Source organism: Actinoplanes sp. NPDC051388, from assembly GCF_055586225.1.
The window spans coordinates 193,727-208,874 of record NZ_JBVJIP010000004.1 but is presented as its reverse complement, the minus strand read 5'-3'; the positions used below and the strand labels follow the sequence as shown (position 1 = coordinate 208,874).

General features: G+C 71.9%; 14 protein-coding genes. 4 read left to right on the top strand and 10 right to left on the bottom strand.

Features of this window, described 5'->3' with window-relative positions:
• The first annotated feature begins 88 nt into the window (after positions 1-88).
• A complete protein-coding gene (locus ACZ6TI_RS12700; protein WP_465345163.1) occupies positions 89-730 on the top strand; it encodes a hypothetical protein in 642 nt (213 codons plus the stop codon).
• Between the two features lie 86 nt (positions 731-816).
• Here ACZ6TI_RS12700 and ACZ6TI_RS12695 read toward each other — a convergent pair whose 3' ends face one another.
• From ACZ6TI_RS12695 to ACZ6TI_RS12685, 3 genes are all read right to left on the bottom strand, one after another.
• The gene (locus ACZ6TI_RS12695) at positions 817-1,788 is read right to left on the bottom strand and encodes an NAD(P)-dependent oxidoreductase (RefSeq protein ID WP_465345162.1); all 972 of its coding nucleotides are present in this window, start codon (positions 1,786-1,788) and stop codon (positions 817-819) included.
• Positions 1,789-1,850: 62 nt separating this feature from the next.
• Positions 1,851-2,690 (bottom strand): SCO6745 family protein, encoded by an 840-nt coding sequence (locus ACZ6TI_RS12690; protein WP_465345161.1) that lies wholly within the window; start codon positions 2,688-2,690, stop codon positions 1,851-1,853.
• A 92-nt stretch (positions 2,691-2,782) separates the two neighbouring features.
• A complete protein-coding gene (locus ACZ6TI_RS12685) occupies positions 2,783-3,454 on the bottom strand; it encodes a GntR family transcriptional regulator (RefSeq protein ID WP_465345160.1) in 672 nt (223 codons plus the stop codon).
• Positions 3,455-3,582: 128 nt separating this feature from the next.
• On the opposite strand from ACZ6TI_RS12685, the gene ACZ6TI_RS12680 reads away from it, so the two are divergent.
• Positions 3,583-4,290 carry an alpha/beta fold hydrolase gene (locus ACZ6TI_RS12680; RefSeq protein ID WP_465345159.1) on the top strand — a complete coding sequence of 236 codons (708 nt, stop codon included), beginning with the start codon at positions 3,583-3,585 and terminating at the stop codon, positions 4,288-4,290.
• Between the two features lie 7 nt (positions 4,291-4,297).
• On the opposite strand, the gene ACZ6TI_RS12675 is transcribed toward ACZ6TI_RS12680, so the two are convergent.
• Complete coding sequence (locus tag ACZ6TI_RS12675) at positions 4,298-5,803, bottom strand: serine/threonine-protein kinase (protein ID WP_465345158.1); 1,506 nt, start codon at positions 5,801-5,803, stop codon at positions 4,298-4,300.
• Positions 5,804-5,945: 142 nt separating this feature from the next.
• Here ACZ6TI_RS12675 and ACZ6TI_RS12670 point away from each other — a divergent pair, with 142 nt between their 5' ends.
• On the top strand, positions 5,946-7,727 hold the full coding sequence (locus tag ACZ6TI_RS12670) for a CocE/NonD family hydrolase (RefSeq protein ID WP_465345157.1): 1,782 nt from the start codon (positions 5,946-5,948) through the stop codon (positions 7,725-7,727).
• A 52-nt stretch (positions 7,728-7,779) separates the two neighbouring features.
• Here the strand turns inward: ACZ6TI_RS12670 and ACZ6TI_RS12665 are convergent, their stop codons facing one another.
• A complete protein-coding gene (locus tag ACZ6TI_RS12665) occupies positions 7,780-7,914 on the bottom strand; it encodes a hypothetical protein (RefSeq protein ID WP_465345156.1) in 135 nt (44 codons plus the stop codon).
• Positions 7,915-8,019: 105 nt separating this feature from the next.
• Entirely contained in the window at positions 8,020-8,796 is a 777-nt protein-coding gene (locus ACZ6TI_RS12660; protein ID WP_465345155.1) for a hypothetical protein, read from the bottom strand.
• Between the two features lie 122 nt (positions 8,797-8,918).
• On the opposite strand from ACZ6TI_RS12660, the gene ACZ6TI_RS12655 reads away from it, so the two are divergent.
• On the top strand, positions 8,919-10,709 hold the full coding sequence (locus tag ACZ6TI_RS12655; protein WP_465345154.1) for a CehA/McbA family metallohydrolase domain-containing protein: 1,791 nt from the start codon (positions 8,919-8,921) through the stop codon (positions 10,707-10,709).
• Between the two features lie 12 nt (positions 10,710-10,721).
• Here the strand turns inward: ACZ6TI_RS12655 and ACZ6TI_RS12650 are convergent, their stop codons facing one another.
• From ACZ6TI_RS12650 to ACZ6TI_RS12635, 4 genes are all read right to left on the bottom strand, one after another.
• The gene (locus tag ACZ6TI_RS12650) at positions 10,722-11,501 is read right to left on the bottom strand and encodes an SAM-dependent methyltransferase (RefSeq protein ID WP_465345153.1); all 780 of its coding nucleotides are present in this window, start codon (positions 11,499-11,501) and stop codon (positions 10,722-10,724) included.
• A 60-nt stretch (positions 11,502-11,561) separates the two neighbouring features.
• Entirely contained in the window at positions 11,562-12,407 is an 846-nt protein-coding gene (locus ACZ6TI_RS12645; protein ID WP_465345448.1) for a helix-turn-helix domain-containing protein, read from the bottom strand.
• 146 nt (positions 12,408-12,553) lie between these two features.
• Positions 12,554-13,138, bottom strand: a complete 585-nt coding sequence (locus tag ACZ6TI_RS12640) for a hypothetical protein (protein WP_465345152.1) — start codon at positions 13,136-13,138, stop codon at positions 12,554-12,556.
• 210 nt (positions 13,139-13,348) lie between these two features.
• Positions 13,349-15,139, bottom strand: a complete 1,791-nt coding sequence (locus tag ACZ6TI_RS12635) for a hypothetical protein (RefSeq protein ID WP_465345151.1) — start codon at positions 15,137-15,139, stop codon at positions 13,349-13,351.
• Positions 15,140-15,148 lie beyond the last annotated feature (9 nt).

The window sequence follows — 15,148 nt, the reverse complement described above, 5'->3', positions numbered from 1 at the left end:
GACAGCCGAGAACCATTCCTGCGACGGCAGTCCGTCTCCACTCTGGATGGCGCCGGGTCCTCTCCCGGATGTCCAGAAGGGAAACACCATGCTCAAGAAGAACGTAGGTCGTGGACTCGCCCTGGCCGCCGCATCGATCGCGGCGGTCTCCGGCCTCACCGCCGGTGCCGGACCGGCCGCGGCCGTGCCGACCAAGGGCGACGGCGCGACCGCCGCTGCCGTCGCCGAGGCTCCCCGGCGTCAGGCGCCGCGCGGGCCCTTCACCGTCGACGGCGTCCGTTACCAGCCGGGCGACATGGCCCGGTTCGCTGGTCAGGACCTGTATTTCGTGGTCGATCTGCGCCGGCCGAACGACCTCGCCGGATACACGAAGAAGGCCGCGTTCGACAAGGCCGTGACCCAGGCGCAGGCCGCCGCAGGCCCGGCGACCCAGGTCGCCGGTCAGTACGTCACGCTCTTTTCCGGCGATGAGCGCACCGGCGACTGGGTCGACATCCAGTCGGGCTGGGGAGTCAACAATCTGGTCGCGGTGAACCGCGGCTGCGGCCTGTTCGGTTGCGCCGGAGTGTGGAACGACGTGGCGTCGTCGATCTATCTCAACGGCCGCGTCACGCTCAACGACAACATCGAGTACGGCGGCAGCTGGCTCTACTTCCAGGGCACCGGCTGGGCGAACCTGTCCTGGTACGGCTTCGACAACATCACGTCATCGGCCAACGTCTGGTGGTGATCCGGCACGGGGGGGGGGAGGGGGCGAGGGGGGGGGGGGGGGGGGGGGGGGGGGGGGGGGGGGGGGGGGGGGGGGGGGGAAGGGGGTTACGTCCCCCCCCCCCCCCCCCCCCCCCCCCCCCCCCCCCCCCCCCCCCCCCCCCCCCCCCCCCCCCCCCCCCCCCCCCCCCCCCCCCCCCCCCCCCCCCCCCCCTTGCGCCGGCCGGGGGTGTCTCGCGCCGCGATCGCGTGGACCACGGCGGCCATGTCCAGACCGCCGTGGCCCAGGTCGGCGGTCTCGGCGTAGAGGCGGTGGCACACGTCCAGCACCGGTGACGCGACGCCGGCGGCGCGGGCCGCCTCGACGATCAGCCGGTTGTTCTCCAGCACGTCGCGGATCCCGGCCTGCACCGAGAAGTCCTCGCCGACCAGTTTGGCCACCTTGACCGCGGAGATCGCGCTGGCCATCTGCCCGGCGTTGAGCACCGTCGCCAGGGTGCTGAGGTCCAGGTCGTGGCGGCGGGCGAAGTGCACCGATTCGGCCAGGCCGGTCACGGTGCTGATCAGGAAGACGTTGACCGCCAGTTTCATCAGCAGGGCCTGCGGGACCGGGCCGCAGACGACCGTCTCGTGGCAGATCGGGGCCAGCAGCGGGCGTACCCGGGTGATGTCCTCCTCGGCGCCGGCCAGCATGGCGACCAACCGGCCGGCCTCGGCCGGCACGCGGGAGCCGGACACCGGCGCCTCCACGTAGCGGCCGCCCGCCGTTTCGACGCGTTCGCTCAGGGCCTGCGAGAACTCCGGGGCGGTGGTGCCCATGTGCACGATCGTGGTGCCCGCGAGGTCCGGCACCTGGTGCAGGACCTCGTCGATCGCGGCCGGGCCGGCCAGCATCATCAGCACCACGTCGGCCGCTTTCACCACCTCGGCCGGCGTCGCGGCCACCGTGGCGCCGGCCGCGCGCAGTTCGTCGGCGGCCGCCGGGCTGCGGTTCCAGACGACCAGCGGGACTCCGGCCCGGACGAGGTTGAGCGCCATCGGCCGGCCCATCACGCCGAGTCCGAGAAATCCCACGGTCATGGCCGAACCCTAGCCACGCCCGCTGCCCCGGTCAGTGGCCAATCCGCAGATCATGGTTCTGGTCACCGTGATCCCGCGGCCACCAGAGCAGCGGTGATGGGCTCGAGCTCGGCGATCAGCGTGTCGAGCTCGGCGGGAGTGAGGGCGTCGTACGGCGCGGCGGCGAGCTCGTCGGTCAGGGCCTCGATGCGTTGCTGGATCTCGCGGCCGGCGTCGGTGAACCGGCCGTCGGTGTCCACCAGCCCGCGCTCGCGCAACCCGTCCATGACCGCGGCCAGCCGCTGCTTCGGCAGGTGATGGATGCGCCCGAACGACTCGGCCGGATAGATGTCGTGCGCCAGCGCGGAGAGCACGTGCGCCTCGGTGCCGCCGATGCGCGCGCCGACCAGCGCGGCGATGTGCCCGTCGGCGCGGTGCTCGCGCAGCATGGTCGCGGCATGCCACAGCCGGGCGACCGGGTCGCTCGGCACCGCGAGGGTGCGCATCCCGGCGTACATCACCCGACCCGCGGTGGACGCGCTCGTCGCGGCCTTGGTGGTCAGGTCGGCGGCGCGCATCAGGCCGGGGGATCCGGCCAGCTCGTCGCCGAGGATCCGCCGTACGGAGGCGGCGCTGCCTCGCTCCCGGGCGGCGACCGACGCCTCGGGCGGGATCTTCTCCCAGGCGCTCGGGATGTGCCGGGCGGCCTCGCCGTCGGCGAAGCTGTAGAACGCCGCGTGCACGACCTGCGCCGGCACCCGCCCCAGCGGCGCGGCACGGCTGGCGAAGTAGCCGTCCCAGTAGGTGCGGTGGCCGAGCGCGGCCAGTTCCTCGTTGCACTCGTCGGCGAAGAAGGTGACCAGGCAGATCGGCTCCAGGAGCTCGAACATGCGACGGGCGAGGGCATTGCCGGTGGTGGGCACGGGGGAGTTCCTTTCTCGGCGGGCCGCCCGGTGCGACCCGCTCATCCCACTCCACGATCGGGTCGTCCCGGATCCGACACCGGGAAAGAAAATCAGGCGGGTTCGACGTGGTCGTCGGCGTCGTCCTCGGCCGGCAGGGTGTGCCAGATGTCGAACGCCACCGACGCGGCTCCCTGCGCGTCGCCGGCCGCGATCAGTTCGATCAGCCGCCTGTGCAGCTCGACCGACGTGTGCCCGTCCGCGCTGAAGCGGAGGCGCTCGGCACGGCGTACGAGGGGGTCGAACTGGTCGAGCACGGCCTCGACCGCATGGTTGCCCAGCGCGGCGACCGGGATCCGGTGCATCTCCTCGTCGGCGTCCAGCGCCGCGCCGATGTCACCCGAGTCCACCGCCGCGGCGAAGCGGCGATTGGCGTCCCGCATGCGATCGAGGTCGTCTGCGCTCAACCGGCCCGCCGTCTGGCGCACGGCCCATTCGTGCATCGTGGCGATGACGTCGCGGGCATCGCGCACCGCCCGCGCGTCGATGGTGCTGACCCTGGTCGATCGGCCCGGCAGTGCCACCACCAGTCCGCTGCCGCCGAGGCGCAGCAGAGCCTCGCGCACCGGAGTGCGGCTCACTCCGAGCCACGCCGCGAGCTCGCCGTCCTTGAGCTGCTCGCCGGGCCGGAAGGTGCCGTCGATGATGGCGTCGCGAAGACGCCGGTAGACGTCGTCGCGGAGCAGTGATCGGTCCACCGCAAGGCTGCCCGAGGGAATCGGCATGCAACATATTGCACACACTTCGCACGTCTCGACAAATCGAGGGCGCCTTGTCGGCGTGTCTTGCATGCAATATATTGCACATCGGGAGTCGGCGGAGAGGCCGACGCGATGACGGAGGGCAGAGCATCATGGGCACCACCGGTCAAGAGATCAAGAACGTCGTGCTCGTGCACGGCGCGTTCGCCGACGGTTCGGGATGGCGCGGCGTGTACGACAAGCTGACGGCCCAGGGCTACCGGGTCACCGTCGTGCAGAATCCGCTCACCTCCCTGGCGGACGACGTCGCCGCGACCACGAGAGTGCTCGACCTGCAGAACGGCCCGACGATTCTGGTCGGCCACTCGTGGGGCGGCACGGTCATCACCGAGGCGGGAGTTCACCCGAACGTCGCCGGACTGGTCTACGTGTCGGCGCTGGCGCCGGATGCGGGCGAGACCACCGCCCAGCAGTACGCGGGATTCGCCCCGACGCCCGACTTCGTCATCGACGTCGTCGAGGGCGGGTTCGGCTTCCTCAACCACGACAGGTTCAAGGCCGGGTTCGCGGCGGACGCCGGCGACGAGGAAGCCGCCTTTCTCCGCGACACGCAGGTGCCCATCAACATGGCGGTGTTCGAGACGCCGGTGACGAACGCGGCCTGGCGTGACAAGCCCAGCTGGGCTGTCATCGCGACCGAGGACAAGGCGTTCGACCAGGCGATGCTCCAGCACATGGCCAAGCGTGCGGGCGCGCGGATCACCAACGTCCCGGGCAGCCACGCCGCATACGTGACACAGTCCGCCGCCGTCTCCGACGTCATCGTCACCGCCGCGCAGACCGCCGGCAGCGCTGGCTGACCGGTGGTCAGGTGGCCGGGCGGAAGCTCTCGAAGATCAGTTCGAGGTCGTCCCGCGCGCCGTCCCAGGCCGCGTCGCTGGTCTGCCACCAGATGCCGTAGGCCTGCTTGCGCGAGGTGATGAACCCGCGGTTGTTGACGTGTTGCCGCACTCCCGAGCGGGTGAAGGTGAACTCCCAGTCCGCGGCCTTCAGGAAGTAGTCCACCTCCTGGATGTGGATCTCGTCGTAGCCGGGGAAGTCGCCGATGCCCACCCGATAGGTCGCCTTGCCCCGCCAGTCGGCGACCGGATCCCACTGTGGCTGCTTGGTCTGGTCGATCCCGAGCACCCGTCCCCGGGAGCGGAAGTACACGATCGACCGCTCCTTCGATCTCGACCAGCCTTCGGGCACGTACAGCGAGAAACCGGTGGGGTCTCGATAGTCGATCCAGCCGGCCGGGAGCGGCGGCCGGGAACCGGCGGAGGCGCCGGCCGAGGCCGGGGCGGACGGGCTGCCAGGCGGTCCGGACGACGGCGCGAGGCCGGCCGGCGCCGGGGATGCCGGGGAGGTCGCCGGCGCCGTGGCGACTGCGCTCGGTGCAGGCACGGCGCTTGTCCTCGCCCGGTCGTCCGGCTTCGTCACCGCCCACAGGACCGCACCGGCCACGAGAACGAGCGCACCGATCGCCGCGACGAGCCAGAGCCTTGGCGGGCGGCGCGGGGCGAGGACCACGCGCAGCCGCCGCTGTGCCTCGGCCGCGTCGATCCGCTCGCCCGGGTCCTTGCGCAACAACCCCTCCAGGGCGTCGCGCAAGGCCCCCGCCCGCTGCGGCGGCTCGGGGTCGTCGGCGGCGATCGCGGTGACCGTCTCCATCACCGAACCGCGCTGGTAGGGAGGCCGGCCCTCGACCGCCGCGTACAGCGTGGCCCCGAGCGACCACAGATCGCCGGCCGCCCGGTCCTCGCCGTCCCGGACCCGTTCCGGGGACATGTACTGCGGAGAACCCACCACCAGCCCGGAGCTGGTGGCGATGCTCTCGCCGTCGACCGCGGCGACGCCGAAGTCGGTGAGCACCACCCGGCCGTCGTCACCGAGCAGAACGTTGGACGGCTTGACGTCACGGTGCCGCACGCCCGCCGCGTGCGCCGTGGTCAACGCGTCGAGCACCGCCAGGCCGACGCGCGCGGCCCGGTCCGGCGGCAGCGGCCCGTCCTGATCCAGCACCTGTTGCAGCGAGCGAGAGGGCACGTACTCCATGACGATCCAGGCCCGGCCCGCGGATTCGAACGCGTCGTAGACCCGGGCCACGTTGGGATGGCTGATCCGGGCGCTGGCCCGCCCCTCGCGCAGCATGTAGCGCCGCAACGCCTCCCGATCGGCCTCGAGGAGCTCGTCGGGCAGCAGGATCTCCTTGACCGCCACATCGCGATCGAGCGTCTCGTCCCGGGCCAGCCACACCCGGCCCATGCCGCCGGCGCCCAGCATCCGGCCGAGCCGGTACCGGCCCTCGACGGTGGCGGGCTCGGTGGTCATGACCGCCGATGTACCCGAACCGAGCGCATTCCACGCGCCGTGTGCCTCGCCCGCCGAACAAAGCCGACGATCGCGTGCCACGCCGAGTGCGTCTGTCCGCGTCTTCCACTGCGGACAGATTCCCGCTTTCTGTGGAGGACGAATGCGACACGCAGTGGTGGCCGCCGTGGCGGCCGTCGGCATCGGCATACCGGTCACGGTGGCCGGGATGCCGGCCCTGGCGGCCGACGGGCCGGCGACGATCGTCGTGCGGGACGGCGCGACCCAACCGGTATTCGACTACGACCAGGCGATCAACGAGGAGATCTGGGTCGAGGTGCCGCTGGACAGCGACGGGGACGGGACCCAGGACCGCGTCCACCTGGATGTCACCCGGCCGGGCGAGACCGAGACGGCCGGCCTCAAGTCCGGGGCGCTGATGATCGCCACGCCCTATATGGGCGACTTCGTGAACGCGCCGTACCACTCGGTGGACGTCGACCGGCTTCCGCAGGAGGGGAGGGCGACGGCCGGGCGGGCGCGCGGCGCGGCCGCCGCCGCCCGCGCGGGCGGCGACGACGACGAGGAGGGCTTTCCCGAGGAGGGTTACTGGGAGTACTTCGTCCGGCGGGGCTACGCCATGATCACCATGGAGAGCCTGGGCACCGCGCGCTCCACCGGCTGCCCGGACGCCGGCGGCCCGCACGAGGCGGCCGCGACCCGCGCGGTGATCGACTGGCTCGGCGGCTCCGGCCGCGCCTACGACGCGGCCGGGAAGGTGGTCTCGGCGCACTGGTCCGCGCACGCCGTCGGGATGTACGGGGTCTCGTACAACGGCACCCTGCCCCTCGCCGCCGCCGTCACCGGCCGCTCCGCGCTCAAGACCGTCATCCCGATGTCGGCGGTCTCCAGCTGGTACGACGAGTACCGCGCCAACGGCCTGGTCGTGGCGCCGTACGAATGGCAGGGCGAGGACGTCGACATCCATGCCCGGATCATCCTGACCCGCACGAATCCGGAGGTCTGCGCGGCCGCCATGGACAAGCTGACCCGCGAACAGGACCGGGTCACCGGCGACTACTCCGCGTTCTGGGCGTCGCGTGACTACGCGTCGAAGGCCGGCAACATCGAGGCCAGCGTGTTCATCGTGCAGGGCCTGCGCGACTGGAACGTCAAGACCAAGCAGGGCATCCAGCTGTGGGACGCGCTCGGCCGGCACGGCGTCGACCGCAAGCTGTGGCTCTACGACGGCGAACACGGATCGGCGACCGCGCCCGCCTTCTTCCCCGCGATGCGCCGCTGGATCGACCACTACATCTACGACGTGGACAGCGGCATCGAGGACGAGGCGCCGGTCACCTTCGAGGACTCCGCCGCCACCGTGACCGGGACGGCCTCGGCCTGGCCGGTGCCCGGTTCGGCGCCGGCCACGCTGCCGCTGGCCGTGGGCCGGCCGCGGACGGACACCTTCGTCGACAACGGCCGTGACGTGGTCGCGGAGGAGCTGCTGCAGCCGTCCGGCAACTCCCTGGCCTACCGCACCCCGGCGTTGCGGACCCCGGCCCGGCTCAGCGGCACGCCGCGGGTCACGGTCGACGTCAGCATCGACAACCGCACGGCGGCCAACCTGACCGCGCTGCTGGTCGACTACGGCCCCGCCGGCACGGATCCGGTCATCGTCACGCGTGGCTGGATCGACCCGCAGAACCGCGGTTCGCTCACCCGGTCCTCGGCGGTCACTCCCGGGAAGACCTATCGGCTGTGCTGGGACATGCAGCCGCAGGAGCACACCTTCGCGGCCGGTCACCGCCTCGGCGTCGTGGTGCTCTCCACCGACTACGACTACACGCTGCGGCCGTCGCCCGGCACGCGGATCTCGGTGCGGCCGACCAGCAGCACCGTCCAGTTGCCGATGGTCGGCGGCCGCGCCGCGCTGCAGTTCTGACCACGAGGCCGGTGACCTGAGGAGAAGCAGGTCACCGGCCTCGCGGTCGGGGTCAGTGGCCGGTGGGCGGGATGTTCGATGACCGCGTCGACTTCTCGTCGCGCTTCTCCCGCTTCGCGGTCTGCTTCTCCTTCAGGGTCTTGCCCTGCTTCTTGCCGCCGTCTTTCCGTGGAGATTTGCCGGACATAACTCATCCCTTCCGGGACTGCTGTGCGACGGCCCGGCGAGAATCAACCTGGACCGTGGCGGGCGGTGAACAAGCGGTGAACCTCACCGTACGCTCATTCGCCGCCTATCGGCCGGTGCCGGTGATGAAGCGGTGCGGGCCACGGCGGGCCGGGCGGGCGACCGGGGGCGGCGTCTCCTCGGTGTCGTCCCCGAGCTCCTGCCGGAGGTGCGCCGGGGTGCGGGCCGAGGTCGCCAGCGCCCGCCGGACGTCGGCCGACCGGTCCTCGGCCAGCAGCCGCAGGTCGTCCTCGGCCAGGTCGACCTCGCGCACCAGCGCGGCCCGGACGTCGGGTGCGGTGTCCAGCGCCAGGGCGTGCCGGTGCTCGGCGGAGGTGCGCTGGTTGTGCGCGAGACCCTTGCGGACGCGCACGGTGCGGTCGGCCAGCAGCGCGGTCATCACGGCCGGATCCCGGGTGTGTCTCGCCAGCCGTTCCCGCACCTCGGGGGAGCGATCCTCGAGCAGGGCATCGGCCAGATCCGGCTCCAGGTCGGGCATCTCCGCGAGGAGGCCGCGCAGTTCCTTGTCGGCGGTGGCCGCCATCGCGCGGCGGACCTGCTCGTCACAGCCGGGATTACCGGCGACCGCCCAGCGGACCCACCGGTCCGGGTCGCCGACGAGGCGCAGCAGATTGCCCCGCGAGGTGGACGGGTTGCGGGCGACCGCTTCCCGCACGTCGCGGTCGAAGTCGCGGGTGAGCGGTCGCAGCGCCTGCGCCGGAGCGTTCGGCTGGGCCGCCACCGCGGCCCTGACCTGCGACGCCGGGTCGGCCGCGAGCTCGATCAGCGTCATCGCCGGGGTGCCGGGGTCATGCGCCAGGGCGAGTCGCTCGTCGAGTTCCACCCGCGAATGGTCGCACGGAGGTGCCGCGCCGATCGCAGCGGACGCCCGGCTCACCGGCATCACCAGACGCTAATCCGCACCTATATGAGATTGTTTGCGGCGATTGCGGCAGAATCGAGATCGTGCCCGATGATCAGGCGGTTTCGCGCCGCGCCCTGCTCGCCGCCGCGGTCGCCGGAGTCGGATCGACGGCCGCTCACGGCGCCCCGTCGGATGCCGCGGTCCCGGCGGTCAAGCCGGTCAGCATGGCGATGCACATCCACGGGCCGTTCAGCGAGGGCGGCGCCAGTTTCGAGGCGCATCTGCACGAGGCCCGCCGTCTCGGGGTCGACCTGGTGTGGTGGACCGACCACGACTGGCGGGTCGCCGCGCACGACTACCGGCGGGCGGTGCGCTTCGACGGCGCCACCGAGCTCGAGGACGGCCTGGCCTGGACCTGGACGCCGAGCACGGAAGGTGTTCTCGCGACCGCCGCCTCGACCTTCGTGGACGGCCCGCACAGTCCGGACGAGCCGGGACGGGCGCTGCGGTTGTCCGCCCGCGCGGCGGCCACCGCCCGCGGAATTCTGTGGCAGGTCGGTTCGGCGTGGAACTCGATCTACCACACGTGCGTCGCCGACACGGTCCTCACCGTGGACGTCCTGCCGGAACGGGCCGGTCCGGACGCCAGCCTGCTGGTGCAGATGAAGCTGTCCTACCACCCGGCCCGCGGTGCGCTGCCGGCCGGCGAATACCTCCTGCGTTATCGCATCGGCGGCGGCGGGCCGCCCGCGTACACCAGGGATGGCCTGCTCGGCGTCGTGGATCTCCCCGCGCCGGCCGGCGTCTGGACCCGCCTGACGCTGCGGCTCGCGGACGACATCGCCCGGCTCTGGCCGGAATCGGTCGCCGCCGACAACACCATGCGGGGCCTGCGGGTCGGCGTCGCCGCCGGCCCGGGCCGCCAGGCCGACTTCGTCGTCGACCGGCTCACCTTCCGCCGTGACCGGCGAACCGGCCAGGCCGGCGAGGACCTGCGCGAAGAGGTGCTTTCCGGGTACGCCGAGGAGTACGCCGACGTGAAGCACTATCGCGCCTACGAGGTCTCCCTGGTGCGCCACCTGAACTGGTACGGCGGTGATCAGACCCTGCCGGCGTTCCCCTCCCCGCCGGTGCGCGACGACGAGCCGTCGGCCACCGCCAAGATGGTGAAGTTCCTGCACAGCCACGGGGGCATCGTGTGCTGGAACCATCCGATGGACGTGGAGACCCGCGAGGGACTCGCCACCCTGATGATCGAACGTGACGCGCTCGGCGTCGACCTGGTGGAGATCGGCCGCGACCCCCAGGAGGACCTGCTGTGGGTCTTCGACGTCGCGGCCCGCAACGCGGTGTTCTTCACGGCCGTGGGCGCCAGCGACGACCACGACGGCGACGACTGGCTGGCCGAGCCGGAGCGCGGTCTGACATATGCGTGGGCACCGTCGCGCCGCCGCGGCGACGTCGTGCCGGCGCTGCGGCGGGGAGCGGCCTGGTTCGTCGACCCGGCGCACTACCGGGGATCACTGGACCTGCACGTGGCCGGCGGCTCCGCGATGGGCGCGGTCTGCCTCACCAAGGCCAAGTCGGTGACCGTCGATGCGGTCGCGACGTCCCTGCCCGCGGGTTCGGTCCTGGAGATCGTCACCGGAGTGACCGACCTGGCCGGCAAGCGCGCGCTGTCGCCGGCGGTCACCGTGCAGCGCGTCCCGGCGGCGTCGCTGGCCGCCGACCGGCATCGGCTCACGGTGCGGCCGGGCCCGGGCGCCTATGTGCGCACGCAGGCCCGGCTCGCCGACGGCAGTGTGATCGCGGTGTCGAACCCGGTCTGGTTGCTGCCGAAGGCGCCGCCGCGCGGTGTGCCGGCCGACCGCAAACGACGGCTGCCGGCCTGAGACCCCCTCGAGTCAGGCGGGCTTGCGGCCGAGACCGATGAGGTTGTGCAACGGCTCCGCTTCGCCCGGGTCGTTGTGCCACCGGGTGACGTCGACCAGACCCGGTTCGACCAGGTCCAGGCCGTCGAAGTAGCTCGCGATCTCCTCCGGGCTGCGCATCGCGTAGGGCGGGTTCGCCGTCGCGTTCCAGATCTTCATGACCTCGTTGAGCTCGGGGTTGGTGTTGGTGCCGTCGACGACCAGCAGATAGCTCCCGGGCGCCAGATTGTCCATGATCCGGCCCACCACGGTGCGGGCCTCCTCGGCGCTGGACAGGTGGGCGAGGATCCCGGACAGCATCAGCGCGACCGGCTGCGTGAGGTCGAGCGTGCGTCCCGCCTCGCGCAGGATCGTCTCGGTGTCGCGCAGGTCGGCGTCGATGTAGTCGGTGGCGCCCTCGGGGCCACTGGTCAGCAGGGCGCGGGCGTGCACCAGCACCAGCGGGTCGTAGTCGACGTAGACGATGCGGGCTTCCGGGTTCACCGCCTGGGCGACCTCGTGCGTGTTGTTGGTGGTGGGCAGCCCGGTGCCGATGTCGAGGAACTGGCGGACGCCCGCCTCGCCGGCGAGGTAGCGCACCGCCCGGTTGAGGACGGCACGGTCGCCGCGGGCGATGTCGACGATGATCGGGTATTCCTTGGCGATCTGATCGCCGAGGGCTCGGTCGACGGCGTAGTTGTCCTTGCCGCCGAGCCAGTAGTTCCACACCCGGGCCGTCTGCGGGACGGTGGTGTCGATCTTGTCATCGGTCATCAGCATGCCCCTTGCGGTGTGCGTGTCCACCTTGGATCGGCGACAGACTACCCGTGTTCGTCACCGGGCATCGCCGAGGTCGTCGACGATGCGACTCAGCAGCCGGACGGTGTCCTTCAGCGGAGCGGCCTCGATGGAGAGGCGGTTGACCGCGTCGAAGTAGAAGTCGACGTCGTCCCGGCTCTCCAGATAGAGCGCGCTGGTCAGCTGCTCGAGATAGACCAGGTCGGGCATCTCCTGCTGCGGGAAACGCAGGAGGGTGAACGAGCCTCCGGCGGCGGCGTGCCCACCGGCCGCGAGCGGGAGCACCTGCAGCCGCACGTTCGGCGTCTTGGTGACGATGCCGATCAGCGTCTCGAGCTGGTCACGCATCACGCGCGGTCCACCGACCGGGCGCCGCAGCGCCGCCTCGTCCACGATCGCCCACAGTTTCGGCGGATCGGGCCTGGTCAGCACCTGTTGGCGGGTCAATCGCAGCTGCACGCGGCGGGCGATCTCGTCCTCCGGAACGACACCGGGGCCGAGGGGCATGACCGCCCTGGCGTACGCCTCGGTCTGCAGCAGCCCGGGGACGAACTGGACCTCGTAGGTGCGGATCAGGGTCGCCGTGGCCTCCAGGCCCAGGTATCGCTGGAACCAGTTCGGCGTGATGTCGTTGTAGGAACTCCACCAGCTCGGCGCGTTGGCTTCCCGCACCCGCGCCAGCAGCGCCGCCCGCTCCTCGTCGTCGTGCACGCCGTAGAGCGCGAGCAGATCGAGGACGTCGCGCTCCTTGAAGCGCACCCTGCCCAGTTCCATCCGGCTGATCTTGGACTCCGAGGCGCGGATCGGTTCGCCGGCTTCGGCCCTGGTCAGGCCGTGGTTCTCGCGCAACCGCCGGAGGTGGGCTCCGAGCAGAACGCGCATCGCGGTGGGACCGTCGCCCACCTCATCGTGCTGTCGTGACGTGTCCACCACGCACCTCCGGGGCTCTGCCCGGCGTCAAGCATGCCACCGAGCGGCGGCCTCGGCCAGCGGGCTCCCGGCCCGGCCTCAGTCCGGGACCTGATACGTCACCGCTCCAGGACACCGCGCGGGAGCTCGCCGGGCCGCAGCCGGCGGCGTCTGTCGCCGGCGCCGCGCCGGGCGTACCCGTCGTCGAAATAGTCGAGCAGGACCCGGATCGCGGCCTCCGGGCGGCCGGCATGGAAATGGCTGATCGCCCGGTCGGCGCGGCTGTTGTTCAACCGGCGACGCATCCGCTGGGTGGCATCGATCAGTTCGGCCGGGTCGGCGCGGCCATAGGTGTCCGCCAGCCGCTGGATCCGCTCCTCGAGAGGGGCCGTGATCTCCACCGTGTCCGCGGCCGCGATCGACCGGGTGACCTCATCGGGGAGCCAGAGCCGGCCGATGTGCGGGCCCTCGTCCTCCAGCCAGACCGGGCGATCGTCCCGGCAGGACGCCAGGGCGTCCCGGACCAGGGTGTGGAACTCGGGCTCGCTCGGCTGTCGTGCGGTGATGCCGATCCGGCCGAACGCCGAACCGCGGTGGGCGGCCAGCTCCTCCAGATCGACAACCTGCTCGCCGGCGGCGGCCAACCGGCCCAGCAACGCGGTCTTGCCGACCCCGGCCAGGCCCTTGAGCGCGATGACGCGCATGGCTCCTCCCGGAGGCGGCCTCGCGACGGAGGCCAGTGCCCCCTGAACGGAACACCGCACGGAACCCCGCATCCGCGGGGAAGAACGCACGAGCGAACCGCCCAGGAGGACTCCCAACGGCTCTGAAATTCTTCTGATTACCCGGTCCAAATTCGAGCGTGCATTGCACTACCGAAGGTCTGTCCATCGTGTGCCCGGCGGGCGGCCGGGTCAAGACACGATGCGGTCGAAGGCGAGCCCCGAACGGGCCTCCCCGCGGCCGGTGGTGACCCGGCGCGCGTGCCAGACGACCGGCGTGCCGTCATAGGCCCGCGCCCGGCGCAGCAGTCCCTGCACGCGGACCCCGGCCCGGGGCACCTCCTCCTCGTGCACGTAATACGCCGCCACCCGGTTGTCCTCGTCGTCGATTCCCTCGCGCAGGATCGAGGTGAGCGGCCGGATCAGTGAGTCCTCCGGCCCGATCGTTCGCCGCATGGTGCCGCGTTGCAGCTGGATCGCGCGGAGCTGGCCCGGCAGGTGGACCGGGAGGAACGGGATCCAGTTCTCCGCGACCTCGGTCTGCAGGATGTAGCGCAGTCCGGCTGTCGGCGCCGAGGGCTCGGGGCCGAGCTGCTGCCGCAGGCGCCGGGAGGCCTCGGCGGCGTCCCGCGAGCCGTCCAGACCGTCGCGGATCCGCTGCTCGATCGCCCACACCATGTCGGCGGTCTCGTCCCGCACGAACACCACCTGCTCCAGCGGCTCGGAGTCGCTGATCACCGGCAGCGTCCGCGGCAGATAGAGGTGCTGCGGCAACGGTCCCTGCGCCGGTCCGGACGGGCGCGGCGCGAGGCTGAACGCGTCCCAGCCGGTCCAGTCCCCACCGGCCGGTGCGACCGTCGGCTGCACCAGCGTCCGCCAGCCGAACGTGTCGGTGACGATGACGCCCTGCAGCTCGGCGACGCTGCCGACCGGTTGCCGGCAGATGATCGTGAACCAGTCGTTGCTGTAGAGCAGCGCGAACTCGCTGACCACGATGCGGGCCACGTCGGTCGCGTCGGCGCTGAGCTTGCCGAGATCGACCGCGGCGTCCTCGAACTGCCACCAGCGTGGCTTGGGCATCCCCGGGTATTCGGCCGGCACCGGAATCACGGTGCGGACGTCCATCGTGACCGCGCCGGCGTCCTCGCCGGAGGCCGGCGCCGTGGCGCCCTGGTCGAAGGAGTACCAGTCGAGGCGGCCGCCCTGGTGCTCGGCGGCCTCCACCTCGGTGCTGCTCGTGCCGCGGGCGACCACCCCGCCGACCGCGTACTCCAGCTGGTCGCCCTCCCAGCGGCTGCCCTGTGCGCCGGTGCCCGGCATCGGCTGCAGGTAGGTGCGTTCGAACCAGTCGCGATAGGCCAGCAGGACGCCCACCACCACGTCGGCCTGGCCGGGCGGCAGCGCGGACACGAGCGTCGCCGGGAGCGCCGCGACGGACAGGCCGGGCGGGGTCGACTCGTAGACCCGGACACCGTCGACGCAGCGGCCGCGCAGGGCGTGCCGGGCGCGGACGGCGCGCGGCGCGGTGCGGTCGCGTGCGGCCTCGATCGGCTGCGTGGGCTCGGGATCGAGCGGTCCGAAGTGGCGGTAGAAGAGATCGCGAGATGCCGCCGGGTCGTAGTCGTCCGGATCGATCCCGCTCTCGATCATCCCGGCGTCGAGCAGGCCGAGCACGATCCGGCCCAGCCGGGCCCGCACGATCAACGGGAAGTCGATCGGCAGCCGTTCGGTGACCGCGTCCACGCCGTCCGCGGCGCCGGCGCCCGGGATCCGCACCGGACTGATCTGGCGGGCCAGGGTGGCGAAGATGGCGGATCCGGCGTCGGCGCCGGCGAACTCGCCGAACTGCCACTGCCGGCCCAGCATGAACATCGGGTCGGAGATCTTGGCGGCCAGGCTGCCGGCGAAGTCGAGCTGCCGGGTCCGTGGCTCGAGCCGCGACCAGATTCGCAGCGGCTCACAGGTCGCGGAGATGAATGCCATGTCCGGTCC